11 protein-coding genes are annotated in these 15,075 nt (G+C 67.8%); 6 read left to right on the plus strand and 5 right to left on the minus strand.

All coding sequences use genetic code 11. The features are described 5' to 3' along the window. Positions 1 to 164 precede the first annotated feature (164 nt). Complete coding sequence (locus AB5T46_RS04150) at positions 165 to 2,990, plus strand: EAL domain-containing protein (RefSeq protein ID WP_370562594.1); 2,826 nt, start codon at positions 165 to 167, stop codon at positions 2,988 to 2,990. Positions 2,991 to 3,146: 156 nt separating this feature from the next. Next, positions 3,147 to 3,929 carry a protein-L-isoaspartate(D-aspartate) O-methyltransferase gene (locus tag AB5T46_RS04155; protein WP_459558937.1) on the plus strand — a complete coding sequence of 261 codons (783 nt, stop codon included), beginning with the start codon at positions 3,147 to 3,149 and terminating at the stop codon, positions 3,927 to 3,929. Positions 3,930 to 4,127: 198 nt separating this feature from the next. Here the strand turns inward: AB5T46_RS04155 and AB5T46_RS04160 are convergent, their stop codons facing one another. The 3 genes from AB5T46_RS04160 to xseA form a co-directional block, all read right to left on the minus strand. Further along, positions 4,128 to 5,594, minus strand: a complete 1,467-nt coding sequence (locus AB5T46_RS04160; RefSeq protein WP_370562595.1) for an aldehyde dehydrogenase family protein — start codon at positions 5,592 to 5,594, stop codon at positions 4,128 to 4,130. Between the two features lie 109 nt (positions 5,595 to 5,703). Next, on the minus strand, positions 5,704 to 7,350 hold the full coding sequence (locus tag AB5T46_RS04165) for an acetolactate synthase large subunit (protein ID WP_370562597.1): 1,647 nt from the start codon (positions 7,348 to 7,350) through the stop codon (positions 5,704 to 5,706). A 133-nt stretch (positions 7,351 to 7,483) separates the two neighbouring features. After that, positions 7,484 to 8,821 (minus strand): exodeoxyribonuclease VII large subunit, encoded by a 1,338-nt coding sequence (gene xseA, locus AB5T46_RS04170; RefSeq protein WP_370562598.1) that lies wholly within the window; start codon positions 8,819 to 8,821, stop codon positions 7,484 to 7,486. Positions 8,822 to 9,079: 258 nt separating this feature from the next. Between xseA and AB5T46_RS04175 the strand changes: the two genes are divergently transcribed. Further along, positions 9,080 to 9,598, plus strand: a complete 519-nt coding sequence (locus tag AB5T46_RS04175; protein ID WP_370562599.1) for a copper chaperone PCu(A)C — start codon at positions 9,080 to 9,082, stop codon at positions 9,596 to 9,598. A 257-nt stretch (positions 9,599 to 9,855) separates the two neighbouring features. On the opposite strand, the gene AB5T46_RS04180 is transcribed toward AB5T46_RS04175, so the two are convergent. Beyond that, the gene (locus AB5T46_RS04180; protein WP_370562600.1) at positions 9,856 to 10,395 is read right to left on the minus strand and encodes a response regulator transcription factor; all 540 of its coding nucleotides are present in this window, start codon (positions 10,393 to 10,395) and stop codon (positions 9,856 to 9,858) included. Further along, positions 10,392 to 11,618, minus strand: coding sequence for an ATP-binding protein (locus AB5T46_RS04185; RefSeq protein ID WP_370562601.1), 1,227 nt, complete (start codon positions 11,616 to 11,618; stop codon positions 10,392 to 10,394). The genes AB5T46_RS04180 and AB5T46_RS04185 overlap by 4 nt, the downstream gene beginning before the upstream one ends. Positions 11,619 to 11,983: 365 nt before the next feature. Between AB5T46_RS04185 and AB5T46_RS04190 the strand changes: the two genes are divergently transcribed. From AB5T46_RS04190 to AB5T46_RS04200, 3 genes are read left to right on the plus strand one after another with little or no spacing between them, the layout of a single operon-like run. Then, positions 11,984 to 12,331 carry an I78 family peptidase inhibitor gene (locus AB5T46_RS04190; RefSeq protein ID WP_370563096.1) on the plus strand — a complete coding sequence of 116 codons (348 nt, stop codon included), beginning with the start codon at positions 11,984 to 11,986 and terminating at the stop codon, positions 12,329 to 12,331. A gap of 41 nt (positions 12,332 to 12,372) precedes the next feature. Next, positions 12,373 to 13,917 (plus strand): multicopper oxidase family protein, encoded by a 1,545-nt coding sequence (locus tag AB5T46_RS04195; RefSeq protein WP_370562602.1) that lies wholly within the window; start codon positions 12,373 to 12,375, stop codon positions 13,915 to 13,917. Between the two features lie 10 nt (positions 13,918 to 13,927). Beyond that, positions 13,928 to 15,073: a hypothetical protein gene (locus tag AB5T46_RS04200; protein ID WP_370562603.1), complete on the plus strand. Its 1,146-nt coding sequence runs from the start codon at positions 13,928 to 13,930 to the stop codon at positions 15,071 to 15,073. Positions 15,074 to 15,075 lie beyond the last annotated feature (2 nt).

Genomic DNA, 15,075 nt, shown 5'->3' on the forward strand with positions numbered 1-15,075 from the left:
GCGACAGGGTGCATGCGTCATGCAGCAGCCAACGGCTGGAACGGGCGTTCGGGGTCGAAATTGCCGGCGCGGGCGGGTTCTGCCGTTATGCTGACGGCAGGGGATCGGAACGCGACGGAGCAGGTGTGGACGGAATTCGGCAACGGTCGCCGGCCGCGGCAGCAGTGTCCGCGCCCGGCCCGGAGGCGCTGGTCGAATTGCTGGGCGGCCTCTTGCCGGCGGGCTCGGCATTGGCGGTGTGCTGGCGCGACCCGCGCCTGGGCAGCGGTACCGCCGCGACCGAGGCGGCCGGCGAGGCGCTGTTGGCGCGCGCCGTCGAGGGCCTGGCCGATGCGATCGCCGGCATTCCGGCGCGAACGACAGACCTGTCGTGGGAGCAGGACGACACCCGCGTGTTCGTGGCGGTCGAGCCGGCGGTCGAGATCGCCGCGCCGACCTGGCGCCGGCTGGCGACGCGGATGATCGGTGCCGTGATGCAGTCCGAGCTGTCGCGCGCCCAGGTGCGCTCGTTGCAGAAATCGGAACGCCTGCAGCAGGCGCTGTACGAGATCGCCGACCTGTCCGGCTCGTCGCTGGAGATGCGCGAGATGCTGGCGCGGATCCACCGCGCGGTCGCGGCGCTGATGTCGGCCGAGAACTTCTACATCGTGCTGCACGACGAGGCGCGCGGGACCATCCGCTTCCTGTACTTCGCCGACCAGAACGATCCCTGGCGCCCGGAACCGGAGCGCGACCTGGCGCTGGAGGAGATGCCCAACAGCATCACCGTGGCGCTGCTGCGCCACGGCCGGCCGATGATGGGGCCTTCGGCACGGATCCGTGGCGAACTCGGCGTTCCGCGCGATCCGGTGCACGGCCCCGACAGCGCCGACTGGCTCGGTGTGCCGATGCGCCGCGACAGCCGCGTCTGCGGTGCGATCGTGGTGCAGAACTACGATCGCGCCGACAGCTACAGCCAGGAGGACCGCGCGCTGCTCGAGTACGTCGCCCGGCACATCCTCACGGCGCTGGACCGCAAGCACGCGCAGGCGGAACTCGAACGTCGCGTCGACGAGCGCACGCTGGAGCTGCAGCGTGCCAACCAGGTACTGCAGGCGGAAGTGGAGGAACGGCAGCGCACCGAGCGGCTGCAGCGTGCATTGTTCCGGATCAGCGAGATGTCGGTGACCGCCGGAAGCCTGGAGCGCTTCTACGCCGACGTGCACGAGGTGGTCGGCGGGCTGCTGTACGCGGCGAACTTCTACATCGCGATGGTCGGTGCCGACGGCACGCGCATCGAGTTTCCCTATTCGGTCGACGAGCACGATCCGGTGCGGCGGCCGCGCAGGATGACCAAGGGACTGACCGAATTCGTCATCACCGGCGGACAGCCGCTGCTCGCCGACCGCGAGGCAATCGACCGGCTCGAGTCGGAAGGCGGCGTGCGCAGCCGCGGTGCGCGCGCGAACTGCTGGCTGGGCGTGCCGCTGGTGCGCGACGGCAGCGTGATCGGCGCGCTCGCGGCGCAGAGTTACTCCGCCGACATCGGCTTCGACGAGCGCGACCAGGCGCTGCTGACCTTCGTCGCGCACCACATCGGCGGCGCGCTGTCGCGCAAGCGCGCGCAGGAGTCGCTGAAGACCGCCCATGCCGAGCTCGAATTCCGGGTCGAGGCGCGCACCCAGGAATTGAAGGATGCCAACCGCGAGTTGCATGCGCAGATCGGCGAGCGCATGCGCGCCGAGCAGCGGCTGATCCACCAGGCGCGCCACGACCAGCTCACCGGCCTGCCCAACCGCGAGCACCTGCTGGAGAAGCTTGATGCCTCGATCGCGCGCATGCACGAGCCGGGGACGGCGCGCTTCGCGGTGCTGTTCCTCGACCTGGACCGCTTCAAGCTGGTGAACGACAGCGTCGGCCATGCGGCCGGCGACGACATGCTGGTCGAGATCGGGCGCCGCGTGCGCCACACGCTGGCCGTCAAGGACACGGTGGCGCGGCTGGGCGGCGACGAGTTCGCGATCCTGCTCGAGGATGTGGCGACGCCGGCGCTCGCCGAGACCGTCGCCTCGCGGGTGCTGGCCGAATTGTCCAAGCCGATGTGGATCGCCGGGCGCGAGCTGTTCCCCTCGACCAGCATCGGCATCGCGATATGGCAACCGCGCTACCGCTACGGCGAGGAACTGCTGCGCGATGCCGACGCGGCGATGTATCGCGCCAAGGCGCGCGGAGGCGACCGCAGTGCGCTGTTCGACGAGGCGATGCGCGCCGAGGCGACGCGATTGCTCGACCTTGAGGCCGATCTGCGCCGGGCGATCATGAACGACGCCTTCGAACCGCATTTCCAGCCGATCGTGCGCCTGTCCGACGGCGAAGTGATGGGGCACGAGGCGCTCCTGCGCTGGAACCACGAACTGCGCGGCCCGCTCGCGCCGGCGGACTTCATCGGCGTCGGCGAGGACAGCGGCTTGATCGAGCAGGTGGACTGGCTGCTGTACCGGCACGTGGTGCGCTGGCTCCGCACCAGCCCCCACGGCTACGTCTCGATCAACGTCTCGCCGCGACACTTCCATTCCGACGACTTCGCCGAGCGGCTGCTGCGGATGATCGAGGAGGCCGGCGCCGATCCTGGTCGTCTGCGGATCGAACTGACGGAAGTGGCCTTGCTCGACGACGCCCCGCGCGTGCTGCGCATGCTCAACATCCTGCGCGAGCGCGGTGTGCTGGCGCTGCTGGACGACTTCGGCACCGGCTTCTCGGCGCTGTCGTACCTGCACCGGTTCCCGATCCAGTCACTGAAGATCGACCAGAGCTTCGTCGCCGGCCTCGACGGCGAGACCCGGACCGAGAGCCTGGCACTGGTGCGCGCGATCCTGGCGCTGGCCGGCACGCTCGGCATCGAGACCATCGGCGAAGGCGTGGAGACGGAGCGGCAGCGCGACGTGCTGCTGCAGCTGGGCTGCCAATACGGCCAGGGCTTCCTGTACGGGCATCCGCGCCCCGCCTCCTGATCCCGCCGCAATCCGGCGCCTGCTTCGCTGCCATCGGCTCCGGACGCGGCACGGCGGAGCCGACGTTCGGCCCGGTGCGAGCGGAGGTCACGGGCGTTTCACGACGCCGGGCGCAGCATTACGAAACCCGTTCAGAGATTTCCGCGGAGGCCGGCCATGCCGATGTCTTCCGTCACTGCAGCCCGGAGCGCCCGGCAACCGTGGTCGGGGCTGGGGCGGATACTGCGCCTGCTGGGCATCGCGCTGCTGTTCGGTCCTGTCGCGGCCGCGGCGCAGCAGGGTCCACGCGCCGACGGCGACGGCGCCACGGCGCAGCGCATGCGGATGGTCGAACGGCAGATCGAAGCGCGCGGCGTGCGCGACGCGCGCGTGCTCGAGGTCATGCGCGCGGTGCCGCGGCATCGCTTTGTCCCGCCGGAGCGGGCGGCGCAGGCCTATCGCGACCATCCGCTGCCGATCGGCCACGGCCAGACCATCTCGCAGCCGTACATCGTGGCGACGATGACCGAACTGCTACAGCCGAAGCGCGACGATCGTGTGCTGGAGATCGGCACCGGCTCGGGCTACCAGGCCGCGGTGCTGTCGGGGCTGGTGGCGGAGGTCTACAGCATCGAGATCGTCGAACCGCTGGCGCGCCGGGCGGAAGCGGTGTTGAAGGAACTGAGATACGACAACGTGACGGTGCGCGCCGGCGACGGTTACGCCGGTTGGCCGGAGCATGCGCCGTTCGACGCGATCATCGTGACGGCGGCGCCGGAGCGGGTGCCGCAGGCGCTGCTCGATCAGTTGAAGCCGGGCGGGCGCATGGTGATCCCGGTCGGCCCGGTGCATGCGCTGCAAGAGCTGCGGCTGATCGAGAAGACGGCAACCGGCGAGTTGCGCAACCGTCGCATCGCGCCGGTGCGGTTCGTGCCGATGACCGGCGACGAGGGCGGTTGAGGTGGAGCCCGGGCTCGGGACTCGCGGGAAAAGGCTAAGGATCCGTCATCCCAGCGCCAGCTGGGATGACGAGTAAGAAGCCGTCAGGTTCTGCGGATGTCCCGAGTCCCCGGATGACGTACATCTGCCGCGTTGCTTGCCGCGCCGGCATCGCGCGCATGGCGCGCTCCTACGGGCGGAAGCGCGAGATTTCCTGGGTCATCCCCGGATCACCAGCAGTCGCTGCTCGGTCATGTCCTCGATCGCGTAGCGCACGCCCTCGCGGCCGAGGCCGGATTGCTTGACGCCGCCGTAGGGCATGTTGTCGACGCGGAAGCTGGGCACGTCGCCGACGATCACGCCGCCGACCTCCAGTGCGTCCCAGGCACGCATGGCATGGGCGAGGTTGCCGGTGAACACGCCCGCCTGCAGGCCGAACTCGCTGGCGTTGACGGTGGCCAGCGCCTCCTCGAAATCGTCGAACGGCTGCAGGCAGGCGACCGGCCCGAACGCCTCCTGCCGGTACAGGTCGCTGTCGCGCGGCACCTTTTCCAGCAGGGCGGCCGGCAGCATGTTGCCGTCGCGGCGGCCGCCGGCGATGCGCTTCGCGCCGCCCTCGAGCGCGGCCTCGATCCAGGACTCGATGCGCCTGGCGGCGTCCTCGTCGATGACCGGTCCGATGAAGGTCTTCTCGTCGCGCGGATCGCCCATGCGCAGCGCGGACACCTTGGTCTTGAGCTTCCTGCGCACGCGCTCGTAGAGGTCACGGTGCACCAGGATGTGCTGCACGCTGATGCAGCTCTGGCCGGACTGGTAGTAGGCGCCGAACACCAGCCGGTCGACGACGTGGTCGAGGCTGGCGCCGGGATCGGCATCGACGATGCAGGCGGCATTGCCGCCGAGTTCCAGGATCACCTTCTTGCGTCCGGCGCGGGCCTTGAGCTCCCAGCCGACCAGGCCGCCGGTGAAGCTGAGCAGGGCGATGCGCTCGTCATCGGTGAGCGCGGCGGCGTCCTCGTTGCTGCACGGTACCACCGAGAACGCGCCCCTGGGCAGGTCGGTCTCGGCCAGCACCTCGCCGATGATCAGCGCGCCGACCGGGGTCTTGGCCGCCGGCTTGAGCACGAACGGGCAGCCGGCGGCGATTGCCGGCGCCACCTTGTGCGCGACCAGGTTGAGCGGGAAGTTGAACGGGGTGATGAAGCTGCACACGCCGATCGGCACCCGCTTGACCATGCCGCGGTAGCCGCGCGTGCGCTCGGAGATCTGCAGCTCGATCACCTCGCCGTCGATGCGGGTGGCCTCGCCGGCGGCGATGCGGAAGGTGTCGATCAGCCGCGTGACCTCGCCGCGCGAGTCGGCGATCGGCTTGCCGGCCTCGATGCACAGGGCGAGCGCGAGCTCCTCGAAGCGCTCTTCGAAGCGGCGCACGCAATGCTCCAGCACGTCGCGGCGCTTGTCGGGCGGAAAGGCCGCCATCGGCTCGCGCGCCTTGTGCGCGGCCACGATCGCCTTGCGGATCGTGGCCGCGTCGCCGAAGGCGGTGCGGGTGGCGATCTTGCCGGAATACTTGTCGCGCACTTCCAAGTCCGTGTTGGCCGCGACCGGGCGGTTCGCCAGGTAGTAGGGATAGCTGCGGGCGAGGCCGGTGCGATCGTGCTTGGCTGTCTTCTTCGGCTTGGCCATGGTGGGGTTCTCCGGCTTGATGGGGGGAGCGGCATGCGGCGCAGGCCGCTCATGCCGCCGTCAACGCGTGTTCCACGGAATGCGGCGGGGATGTTTCGGCGGCCATGCGTCATCGCACCGCGGCGCTGAGGCGGGGGATGTCCTGGTTGAGGATGCGATCGTCGTCGCCGTAGTCCAGCGGTACGTCGATCAGGTCGATGCCGGGGGTGTCCAGCGCCGTGCGTAGCAGCGGCAGGAATTCATCGGCCGAGCGCGGGCGATGGCCGCGCGCGCCGTAGGCCTCGGCGTACTTCACGAAATCCGGATTGCCCAGGTCCATGCCGAAGTTGGGATAGTTCTCGTGCTTCTGCTTCCACTTGATCATGCCGTAGGCGTCGTCGCGCAGCACCAGCACGGTCAGGTCGATGCCCAGGCGCACCGCGGTCTCGAGTTCCTGCGAGTTCATCATGAAGCCGCCGTCGCCGCACACCGCGACGACCTTGCGGTCCGGGTGCACGATGCGCGCGGCGATCGCCGACGGCAGCCCGGCGCCCATGGTCGCCAGCGCGTTGTCGAGCAGCAGCGTGTTGGGCTGCCGGCAGCGGAAGTTGCGCGCGAACCAGATCTTGTACAGGCCGTTGTCGAGGCAGACGATGTCCTCGGGCCCGAGCGCCGCGGCGACATCGGCGACGATGCGCTGCGAGGCCATCGGGAAGCGGTCGTCGTCGGCGCGGTCCCCGAGGTGTTCGAGCATCGCCGCGCGCACGCGTTCGAAGAAGGCGAAATCCCAGTGCGGTTGCGGCTCCAGCGCCTCGGCCAACTGCCAGACCGCGTTGGCGATGTCGCCCACCACCTCGATTTGCGGGAAGTACACCGGGTCGACCTCGGCGCCGTCGTAGTTCACATGGATCACCGTGCGCCGGCCCTCGCGCATGAAGAACGGCGGCTTCTCGACCACGTCGTGGCCGATGTTGATGATGCAGTCGGCGGCGTCGATCGCGCGGTGCACGAAGTCGTGATCGGAAAGTGCCGCGTTGCCCAGCCACAGCGGTGCGGTTTCGTCCAGCACGCCCTTGCCCATCTGGGTGCTGAAGAACGGGATCTTCAGCTTGTCGACGAAGGTGCAGAGCATCTTCGCGGTGGTCTTGCGGTTGGCGCCGGCGCCGAGCATCAGCAGCGGGCGCTTCGCGCCGGCGATGGCATGGGCGGCGGCGGCGATGGCCTTGTGCTCGGCCAATGGCCGCCGCGACAGCGAGCGCGGGATCAGCCGGGCATCGGTGTCGTCGCCGGCGATGTCCTGCGGCAGCTCCAGGTGGGTGGCGCCGGGGCGTTCCTCCTCGGCGCGGCGGACCGCCTCGCGCACGCGGCCGGGGATGCTGTCGGCGGAGACCAGTTGCCGCGTGTACTTGGTCAACGGGCGCAGGGTGTCGACCACGTCGACGATCTGGAACTGGCCCTGTTTGCTGGTTCGGATGGGCTTCTGCCCGGTGATCATCAGCATCGGCATGGCGCCGAGCTGCGCGTAGGCCGCGGCGGTGACCAGGTTGGTCGCGCCGGGCCCGAGGGTGGACAGGCAGACGCCGGCCTTGCCGGTGAGCCGTCCGTAGGTGGCGGCCATGAAGCCGGCGGCCTGCTCGTGGCGGGTCAGGACCAGTGCGATCTTCGAGTCGCGCAGCGATTCGAGCAAGTCGAGGTTCTCCTCGCCGGGAATGCCGAACACGTACTCCACGCCTTCGGCTTCGAGCGTGGCGACGAACAGGTCGGAGGCTTTGGTCATGTGGTCGTCACGCTATGGATTTGAGTGGAGGCGCGAAGCTGGCGGGGAAGGCCGCTGCGAACTTCGCGGGCGGTGCCTCACGGCAGAAGAGCAGGCTAGCGGCCGTAGCGCAGGCATGGCGTGATGTTACGCCTCAGTCGTCGCGCGATTCGACGCGCACGCGCAACTGTCCGTCGCCGAGGCGGGCGTCGAGCCGATCGCCGACCGCCGCCTGGTGCACGCTGCGGACCACGCGTCCGTCGTGGTGCTGGAGGATGGCGTAGCCGCGCGCCACGGTGGCCAGCGGGCTCACCGCTTCCAGCGCACGCGCCGCGCCGCGCAGGCGCAGCGACTCGCCATGCAGGCGCCGCGGCAACGCCGCGGCCAGCCGTGGCTGCAGCGATTCCAGGCGTTGCCGCAATGCGCGCAGGCGGCGTTGCGGGTGTTGTGCGCGCAGCCGCGACTGCGCATGGCGCAGGGCGGCGCCGCGGCGCTCGGCCGTGATCGTCCAGGCGGCCAGCAGCCGGCGCAGGACATCGCGCTGGCGCTGGCGCAGCGCCTGCAACCGCGCCTGCGGCCGCAGCGCCTGCAGGCGCAATGCCGCGCGGTCGGCGCGCTGCGCCGCCTGCCGCAGCCGGTTCCCGCCCAGCGACGCCATCCGCCGCTGCAGCGTCTGCATCCGCGCCAGCAGTTCGCCGCGGTCGGGCACCAGCAGCTCGGCGGCGGCCGACGGCGTCGGCGCGCGCAGGTCGGCGGCGAATTCGGCCAGGCAGAAATCGGTCTCGTGCCCGACTGCGGCCACCACCGGCACTGCAGAGGCGGCCACCGCGCGCGCGAGGGCCTCGTCGTTGAACGCCCACAGGTCCTCGAGCGAGCCGCCGCCGCGGGTCAGCAGCAGCGCGTCGTAACGGTTCGCGGCGGCGGCGCGCTGCAGCATCGACACGATCTGCGTCGCGGCGCCTTCGCCCTGCACCGGCACCGGCAGGATCTCGACCTCGATCAGCGGGTAACGCCGCGCCAGGACGCTCAGAACGTCGCGCACCGCGGCGCCGCTGGGCGAGGTGATCACGCCCAGCCGGCGCACGTGGGCGGGCAGCGGGCGTTTGCGTGCGGCGTCGAACAGGCCTTCGGCCTGCAGCTTCGCCTTCAGCGCTTCGAACGCGCGCCGCAGCGCGCCTTCGCCGGCTTCCTCCAGCGAGTCGAGGATCAGCTGGTAGTCGCCGCGTGCCTCGTACAGGGTCAGCCGCCCGCGCGCCAGTACCTTCAGGCCTTCGCGCGGCTGGAAGCGCAGCCAGGTGCTCTTGGGCTTGAACAACGCGCAGCGCACCTGTGCGCGCGCATCCTTCAGGGTGAAATAGAGATGGCCGGACGCCGGCCGCGACACGTTGCCGAGTTCGCCCTCGACCAGCACCACCGGGAACGCATCCTCCAGCAGGCTGCGCGCCAGCGTGTTGAGCTGGGTGGGGGTGAGGATCTCGGGGCCGTCCTGCATGGGCGAAAGCATAGCGCGTCGTGCCGCGGTTGCCTGGATCGCCGGGCGTGTGCCGTACGGGTGCGACAAACTGACGCATTCCGCATGCGAGCGGCCACTGCTGGAATGGCAGCGTTTTGGCGGTGTGCGCCGGAACCATGTGCCGTTGTCAAAGATGCTGAGCTAGATGTCGCGTCTCCGGCCGTGCCGTCCGGCGCCCGCATCGCGCCACCGCATAGAATGTGGATGCCCCGTATGTTTCCCACCGGAGTTCTACCGATGAAAGCCCTCGCTACCAGCTTCGCCGCGTTGCTCGCCGTGCTCGCCGGCTGCAGCCAACCGTCCGGAACGGCCGCGAACGGCGAGACTGCCGGGGCGGAGCAGCGCGGAGCCATGGAGGCCGCGCAGGCACTCCCGCCCGGCGTGCTCGCATCCGACGCCTGGATCCGCGAAGTGCCCGCGGGCGGCAGTGTCGCCGGCGGTTACCTGGCGATCTCCAACGGCAGCGGTTCGGACGACCGCCTGCTCGCCGTGGAGAGCGATCAGGCCGCGCGCGTCGAGATCCACGAGATGCGGCACGAGGACGGCATAATGCGCATGCGCCATCTCGACGACGGCCTGCCGCTCCCGGTGGGCGAGCGCACCGCGCTCGCGCCCGGCGGCTACCACCTGATGTTCATCGAGCCGGCGCGGCCGTTCGCCGCGGGCGACGAGGTGCCCGCGACGCTGCGCTTCGCGCATGCGCCGGCGCAGGAGGTCGTGTTCGAGGTGCGCGGGCTGGGCGGGGAGGAACGATGAGATCCCGACAGGGCTCCTGGCGCACGCTTCGGCGGTAACGAAAGGGCGGGCGAAAGGGCCGGAAAACAGGCAGATACGGTTTCCTCAGGCGCCCCGAGTTTGCCTCCCCGGAGCGATTGGCGGCTCTTGTGGGAGTGGCAGCGGTATACCGCCACCACTCCCACAAGAGCGCTGCTGATGCCGCAGCCACTCCCATCGGGCCACCGCCGACGGGTGGGGACGCATGGTCGACACGTCCATCGCTTGCGACTCGCGAGTCAGGCTTCTCCGCCGCCGCGTTCCGGCCCCGGCCGCTTCGCCAGCTTGCGCTGTAGCGAGCGCCGGTGCATGCCGAGCAGGCGCGCGGCGGCGGAAACGTTGCCGCCGGTCTCGTGCAGCGCCTGCTGGATGTGTTCCCACTGCAGCCGGCGCAGCGGGATCATGCCGGCGCCGCCGGGCGCCGGCGTGGCCGGTTCGCCGCGCAGCGCCCGCAGCAGCGCGTCGGCGGTGACCGGCTTGGGCAGGTAGTCGTCGGCGCCGCGCTTGATCGCCTCGACTGCGGTGGCGATGCTGGCATAGCCGGTTACGAGCAGGATGCGCATCCGCGGGTCGATCGCGCGCAACGGCTCGATCAGCGACAGGCCGGACTCGGCACCGAGTTTCAGGTCGAGCAGCGCGAAGGCGGGGCGCTCGCGGCGGGCGAGCGCGAGTGCGCCTTCGATCTCGGACGCGGTGGCGCAATCGAGCCCGCGGCGCTGCAGCGCGCGCTGCAGCGTGCGCAGGTACAGGGCGTCGTCGTCGACCAGCAGTCCCTTCATGGTGGCCCTCCCGACGGTGCCCCGGTGTCCGGCAGCGGCACTTCGAAACTGACGCGTGCGCCGTCGGCGGCCGAGGCGATCGACAGCGCGCCGCCGAGCCGCTCGACGGTGGCGTGCGAAAGCGCCAGGCCCATGCCCAGCCCGTCCGGCTTGTCGCTGCGGAACAGCGCCGGCAGCAGCGCGTGGCCGGAGAACCCCTTGCCGTAGTCGCGGATCTCGCCGCGCAGCCGCTGCGCGTCGGCCTCGATGCGCAGGTCGACGCGGTGCCCGCCGTTGGCCTCGCTGGCGTCGGCGGCGTTATTGAGCAGCGCCAGCAGCAGGTGCCCGATGCCGCGGTCGATCGCCAGCCCGCGCGCCCCTGCGCCGGCGCGGTGCAGTTCGATGCGCGGACGCACCAGCTGCCACTGCGTCAGCACGCGCTCGAGGTCGATGTCGGAGGCGGTCTCGGGATCCGCCGGGCTGGCCAGCTCGCGCACGCGTTCCCGACAGACCTCGAGCAGTTCGCGCATGCCGGCGAGGTCCTCGCCGGCGCCGGGCGGCAGCGGGTACGCCTCGAGTTCGTCGACCAGCAGCGTCAGCGTGCCCAATGGGGTGTTGAGCTCGTGTGCCACCGCGGCGGCGTGCGTCGCCAGGGCGAGGATGCCCTCGTCGCGGGCGAAGCGTTCGCGCATCGCCGCCAGCTCGCGCTCGCGGCGGTCGCGCGCGGCGACCAGGCGGGTGGAGAAGAACAGCACCACCGCCACCGACAGCACGAAGTTCGCCGCCATGCCCCACAGGTGCAGGTCGAAGTCGCTGCCGGGTACGTACGGCAGCGGCTGACCGAGTGCGGTCGCCAGCGCATAGCCGCTCACGCAGGCGGCGGCGGTCGCGAGCGTCCAGCGCGGGGGCAGCGCCAGCGCGGTCAGCGCGATCGGCAGCAGGAACAGCGAACCGAACGGATTGGCGATGCCGCCGGTCCAGCCGATGATCCAGGTCAGCACGCCGATGTCGACCAGCAGGTGCGCGAACGCCTCGGCGGCCGACGCCGGCTTCGCGCGCGCGCAGCGCCATTGCGCGTACAGGTTGAACGTGGCCAGCAGCAGCACCGCGCCCCACAGCCGGCTCCACGGCAGCGCCATGTCCAGCGCCAGCGCGACTACCAGCAGGGTCGATGCCTGGGTCGCGACCGCGACCCAGCGCAGCCCGCACAGGGTCTTCAGGAACGGGATCGCCGGGGGCTGCATGACGGAAATGTTACCCCGCCGGCGTGGCGGGGCCTTAGGGTCAGTTAACAATCAAGATTAGACTACCCGCAAGGTGGCCAACGAGGGTTGCAACCCAGGTAGGAATTCGAGCTGCAATCTGCGTCGAGCGCGGGGCAAGCGGACGGGCAATGACTCGATGATTTCTACAAAAGGGCGTCTATTCTTCCTATACCCAGACCGGCACTTGAAATTTCAGAAATTCTGTAGTAGTGCATACAGGGGTCAAGTGTTGAAGCAGATTCGAGCTTGCGTTCGCGCACTGCGTTACGTTGCTGCTTACACATAGGCACGCTGGATTGGCATCCTGATCTTGATGAAAATCCATGGACGAGGTTCAGATCGTGATGAACGAATTGAAGGCACGGAGACGCCACGGCAGTGGCCCGCTGATCAGCCTGGTCCGCACGCTAGCTCTCTGTGCCGGCACGCTGTGTTCAATTGCGGGATGCGCCACAGCGCCTGAGAACACAGACACCGATACGCGTGAAGACCAGTGTCGTGCAGACCTCTCGCAGTGGGCGGTAGGTCAGGTCATAAACGATGCAATCGTTAACCGCATACAAGTCGAGAGTCGTGCATCACAGGTGCGTCGCCTTAGACCGGGCCAACCGATGACTCGCGATTTCCGTCGGGACCGGGTCAATGTTGAGATCGACAATGCCGGACGAATCCAAGCGGTCGCTTGTGGGTAAGTAGGCCGTTACTTGATATGGAGTACTGACGGGAGGGGATTATGAAGCTTGGTAAATCGAGCCGCTGGATTGCGGCGATGGCGGTTGCCGTGCTCATCTGTGGGAATGTCGTTGGTTCAATGTGGCCGGCTCCGAAAGAAGAAGGGCTAAAGCCGCCTCCAGAATTTGTTCCGGACGCCAGCGGCACTACCCATGTTCCCCTGATGGCCGCTGAGAGCGAGATCCAGGTCGGCGACGCATCATACCGATCGCTGGTCTTCAATGGGCAGTACGACGCCCCTCTGATTCGTACGCGACCGGGCGGAGTCATTGCGGTGGACTTCGACAACCGCATGGACGAGATCACCAACCTGCACTTTCACGGCATGCAGGTCTCGGCGCTTGAGGCGGGCGACAATATCTTTCGAATCGCTCAGCCGCACACTCGGATGAACTACACGATCAAGCTACCGCCCAACCATTCCCCGGGCGTGTACTGGTATCACAGCCACTTCCATGGCGCGGTACAGCGACAAGTCTCTGGCGGTATTGCCGGCCCCATTCTGGTGGAGGGCATGCTCGATCCATTCCCGGAGCTACGTGGAATCAAGGAGCAGGTGCTGGTGATGCGTAACTTCCAGAAGACGCATACCGGAAAGCTGGCTTCGCGCATCATCACCGGTGCCCCATCCATCCGCACCATCAACGGTCAGTTTCAACCTGAGATCCGCATCAGCCCTGGCGAGACCCAGTTATGGCACCTGCTTAACGTGGCGGCCAACCAGTACTTTCGCCTGAAGATCCATGGCCAGGACGTGCAGGTGATATCGCGCGACGGCAATTCCGTCGTGAAGGAGGACCGGGAAGGCGAACTCTTGATGGGCCCGTCGGCGCGAGTGAGCGTGCTTGTCGTCGGACCTGAGCCTGGGCGCTATCCGATCGAACTGGGCAAGGTGAACACCGGTCCTGCGGGCGATGCCTACGATGGTGCCCGTCTGGCAACGATGGTTTCCGTAGGCGAGCGCGTGACCACGAAGCGCATCACCAGCCCGTACCCGCAGTACGCAGACCTGTCCAAGCAACCGGTCGCCCGCAAGCGGCGATACGTGTTCCAGGATTCTGCAACCGACCCGAACACCTTCATGATCAACGGGCGCCGTTTTGACGGCACGCGCGTGGACACCACGGTAAAACTCGGCGACGTGGAGGAGTGGCGGCTGGAGAATCCCACACAAGAGCTTCATCAGTTCCACATCCACCAGACTGATTTCCAGGTCGTGGCGATCAACGACAAGCCGGTTCCATTCACCAGCTACCGCGACAACACCTTCATTCCCGCTACCGGTTCCATTACGGTCCGCATCCCCTTCATCGAGGAGGTGACGCTCGGCAAGTTCGTCTATCACTGCCACGTGCTGGAGCACGAGGATGGTGGGATGATGCAGGTGATCCAGGTGGTCCGGCCGAAAGACTACGAGCAGGCGGTCACCCTGGAACCATTAGGTGGCATCTACGGGGATAACGAAACCTGCACGTACCTGCAGAAGACCGGGAACGAACTTCAGATCTCCCCGGCGCTGCTCAGCCCGCTCCCCAAGGCCCTTTGAGGACACCCCGATGAATGGACGTCTCTCCCTGTGCGTGGTGCTTGGGTGCTCGGTTCTGCACGGAGTGGCGGAAGCTGACGATGGAATGTATCCCAACGTGGGCATTGAGTACGACGCAACTTTCCAGTACGACCGCTCCAAAGCAAAGTCAGGAAACGACCGTACGACATCTGACGGGTATCTGGACCTGGTCAGCACCGTGCACTTCCGCTTCAGTCCTGATACCGAGATTTGGTTGGGGACAGAGGTGAACCCCGTGGTCGACATCAAGCCCGGCCAGGAGCGCTGGTTCAAGGGCTTGGGCCTGACCGTGACGGATCTGAACTTCTACCAGCAAGGGGTATCGACGGGTTACCGCATCGGCAAAATCCAGGTGCCGTTCGGTCGCGCTCAGGACGCTGCCCCTGGTCTATACACGAAGGATTTCGTGAAGGCCTATGATCGTGGTGGCATGTTAGGTGCTACGGGTGAGTATCGCTACTTCAACGAGCGTATCGGCAACATAGCGCCGAATCTGAGCCTCTACACTCAGGACAATACCTTCCTCAGTCGCCCCTATCTCCGACCAGGCAAGCAAGCCTCGCAGGCTGACGGCGGTGCTGCAAACACAGGGCGTCTGAACTCCTATGCCGCGACTGTGAATTGGACCTCTTGGCCCGCAATGCCGTTCCTGGAAGCACAGGTCGCCTACATGCGAAATGCAAAAGGACGGCCCGTGCCTCCACCGGCACCGGACCCGGGACAGCCGCCGCAGCCTGCAACTCCCGCTGCGGCCGAGACGGTCAAGGGACTTTCCCTGCGCGCGATCATCCCGAGTATGCGTAGCACCGACCTCGGCCCAACGCTCCATGGTGAATATCTCGACTTCGTGCCGTTTGTTGAGTATGTGGATGTTCAGAACGAGGGGGGCAACCAGGGTGCCGACACGACCTACCTCACCACGGCACTGACGGTCGACTACGGGCGTTGGAACTACGGCATCACTGGCACTCGTCGGGGGCTGAGTGGGAAGCCGGACGAGCGCCTGACCGAGCTAAGTGTAGGTTACCAACTCACCGGCGTGATCAAACTGGCTGGATCTATTGGTCGAGAAAAAGTTGATGGTAAGACATCCGACCTGATTGGTTTCACGATCACCTACAGCGGCGGATATTGATG

Origin of the sequence: Luteimonas salinilitoris (assembly GCF_041300785.1) — a bacterium.
Lineage (GTDB): Bacteria > Pseudomonadota > Gammaproteobacteria > Xanthomonadales > Xanthomonadaceae > Luteimonas > Luteimonas salinilitoris.

What these genes read in the sequence shown, in the direction of transcription:
- AB5T46_RS04160 (WP_370562595.1), bottom strand. Translation starts at nt 5,594, where the DNA reads ATGGCCAAGCCGAAGAAGACAGCCAAGCACGATCGCACCGGCCTCGCC.
- AB5T46_RS04175 (WP_370562599.1), top strand. Translation starts at nt 9,080, where the DNA reads ATGAAAGCCCTCGCTACCAGCTTCGCCGCGTTGCTCGCCGTGCTCGCC.
- AB5T46_RS04195 (WP_370562602.1), top strand. Translation starts at nt 12,373, where the DNA reads ATGAAGCTTGGTAAATCGAGCCGCTGGATTGCGGCGATGGCGGTTGCC.
- AB5T46_RS04165 (WP_370562597.1), bottom strand. Translation starts at nt 7,350, where the DNA reads ATGACCAAAGCCTCCGACCTGTTCGTCGCCACGCTCGAAGCCGAAGGC.
- AB5T46_RS04200 (WP_370562603.1), top strand. Translation starts at nt 13,928, where the DNA reads ATGAATGGACGTCTCTCCCTGTGCGTGGTGCTTGGGTGCTCGGTTCTG.
- AB5T46_RS04190 (WP_370563096.1), top strand. Translation starts at nt 11,984, where the DNA reads ATGAACGAATTGAAGGCACGGAGACGCCACGGCAGTGGCCCGCTGATC.
- AB5T46_RS04180 (WP_370562600.1), bottom strand. Translation starts at nt 10,395, where the DNA reads ATGAAGGGACTGCTGGTCGACGACGACGCCCTGTACCTGCGCACGCTG.
- xseA (WP_370562598.1), bottom strand. Translation starts at nt 8,821, where the DNA reads ATGCAGGACGGCCCCGAGATCCTCACCCCCACCCAGCTCAACACGCTG.
- AB5T46_RS04185 (WP_370562601.1), bottom strand. Translation starts at nt 11,618, where the DNA reads ATGCAGCCCCCGGCGATCCCGTTCCTGAAGACCCTGTGCGGGCTGCGC.
- AB5T46_RS04155 (WP_459558937.1), top strand. Translation starts at nt 3,147, where the DNA reads ATGCCGATGTCTTCCGTCACTGCAGCCCGGAGCGCCCGGCAACCGTGG.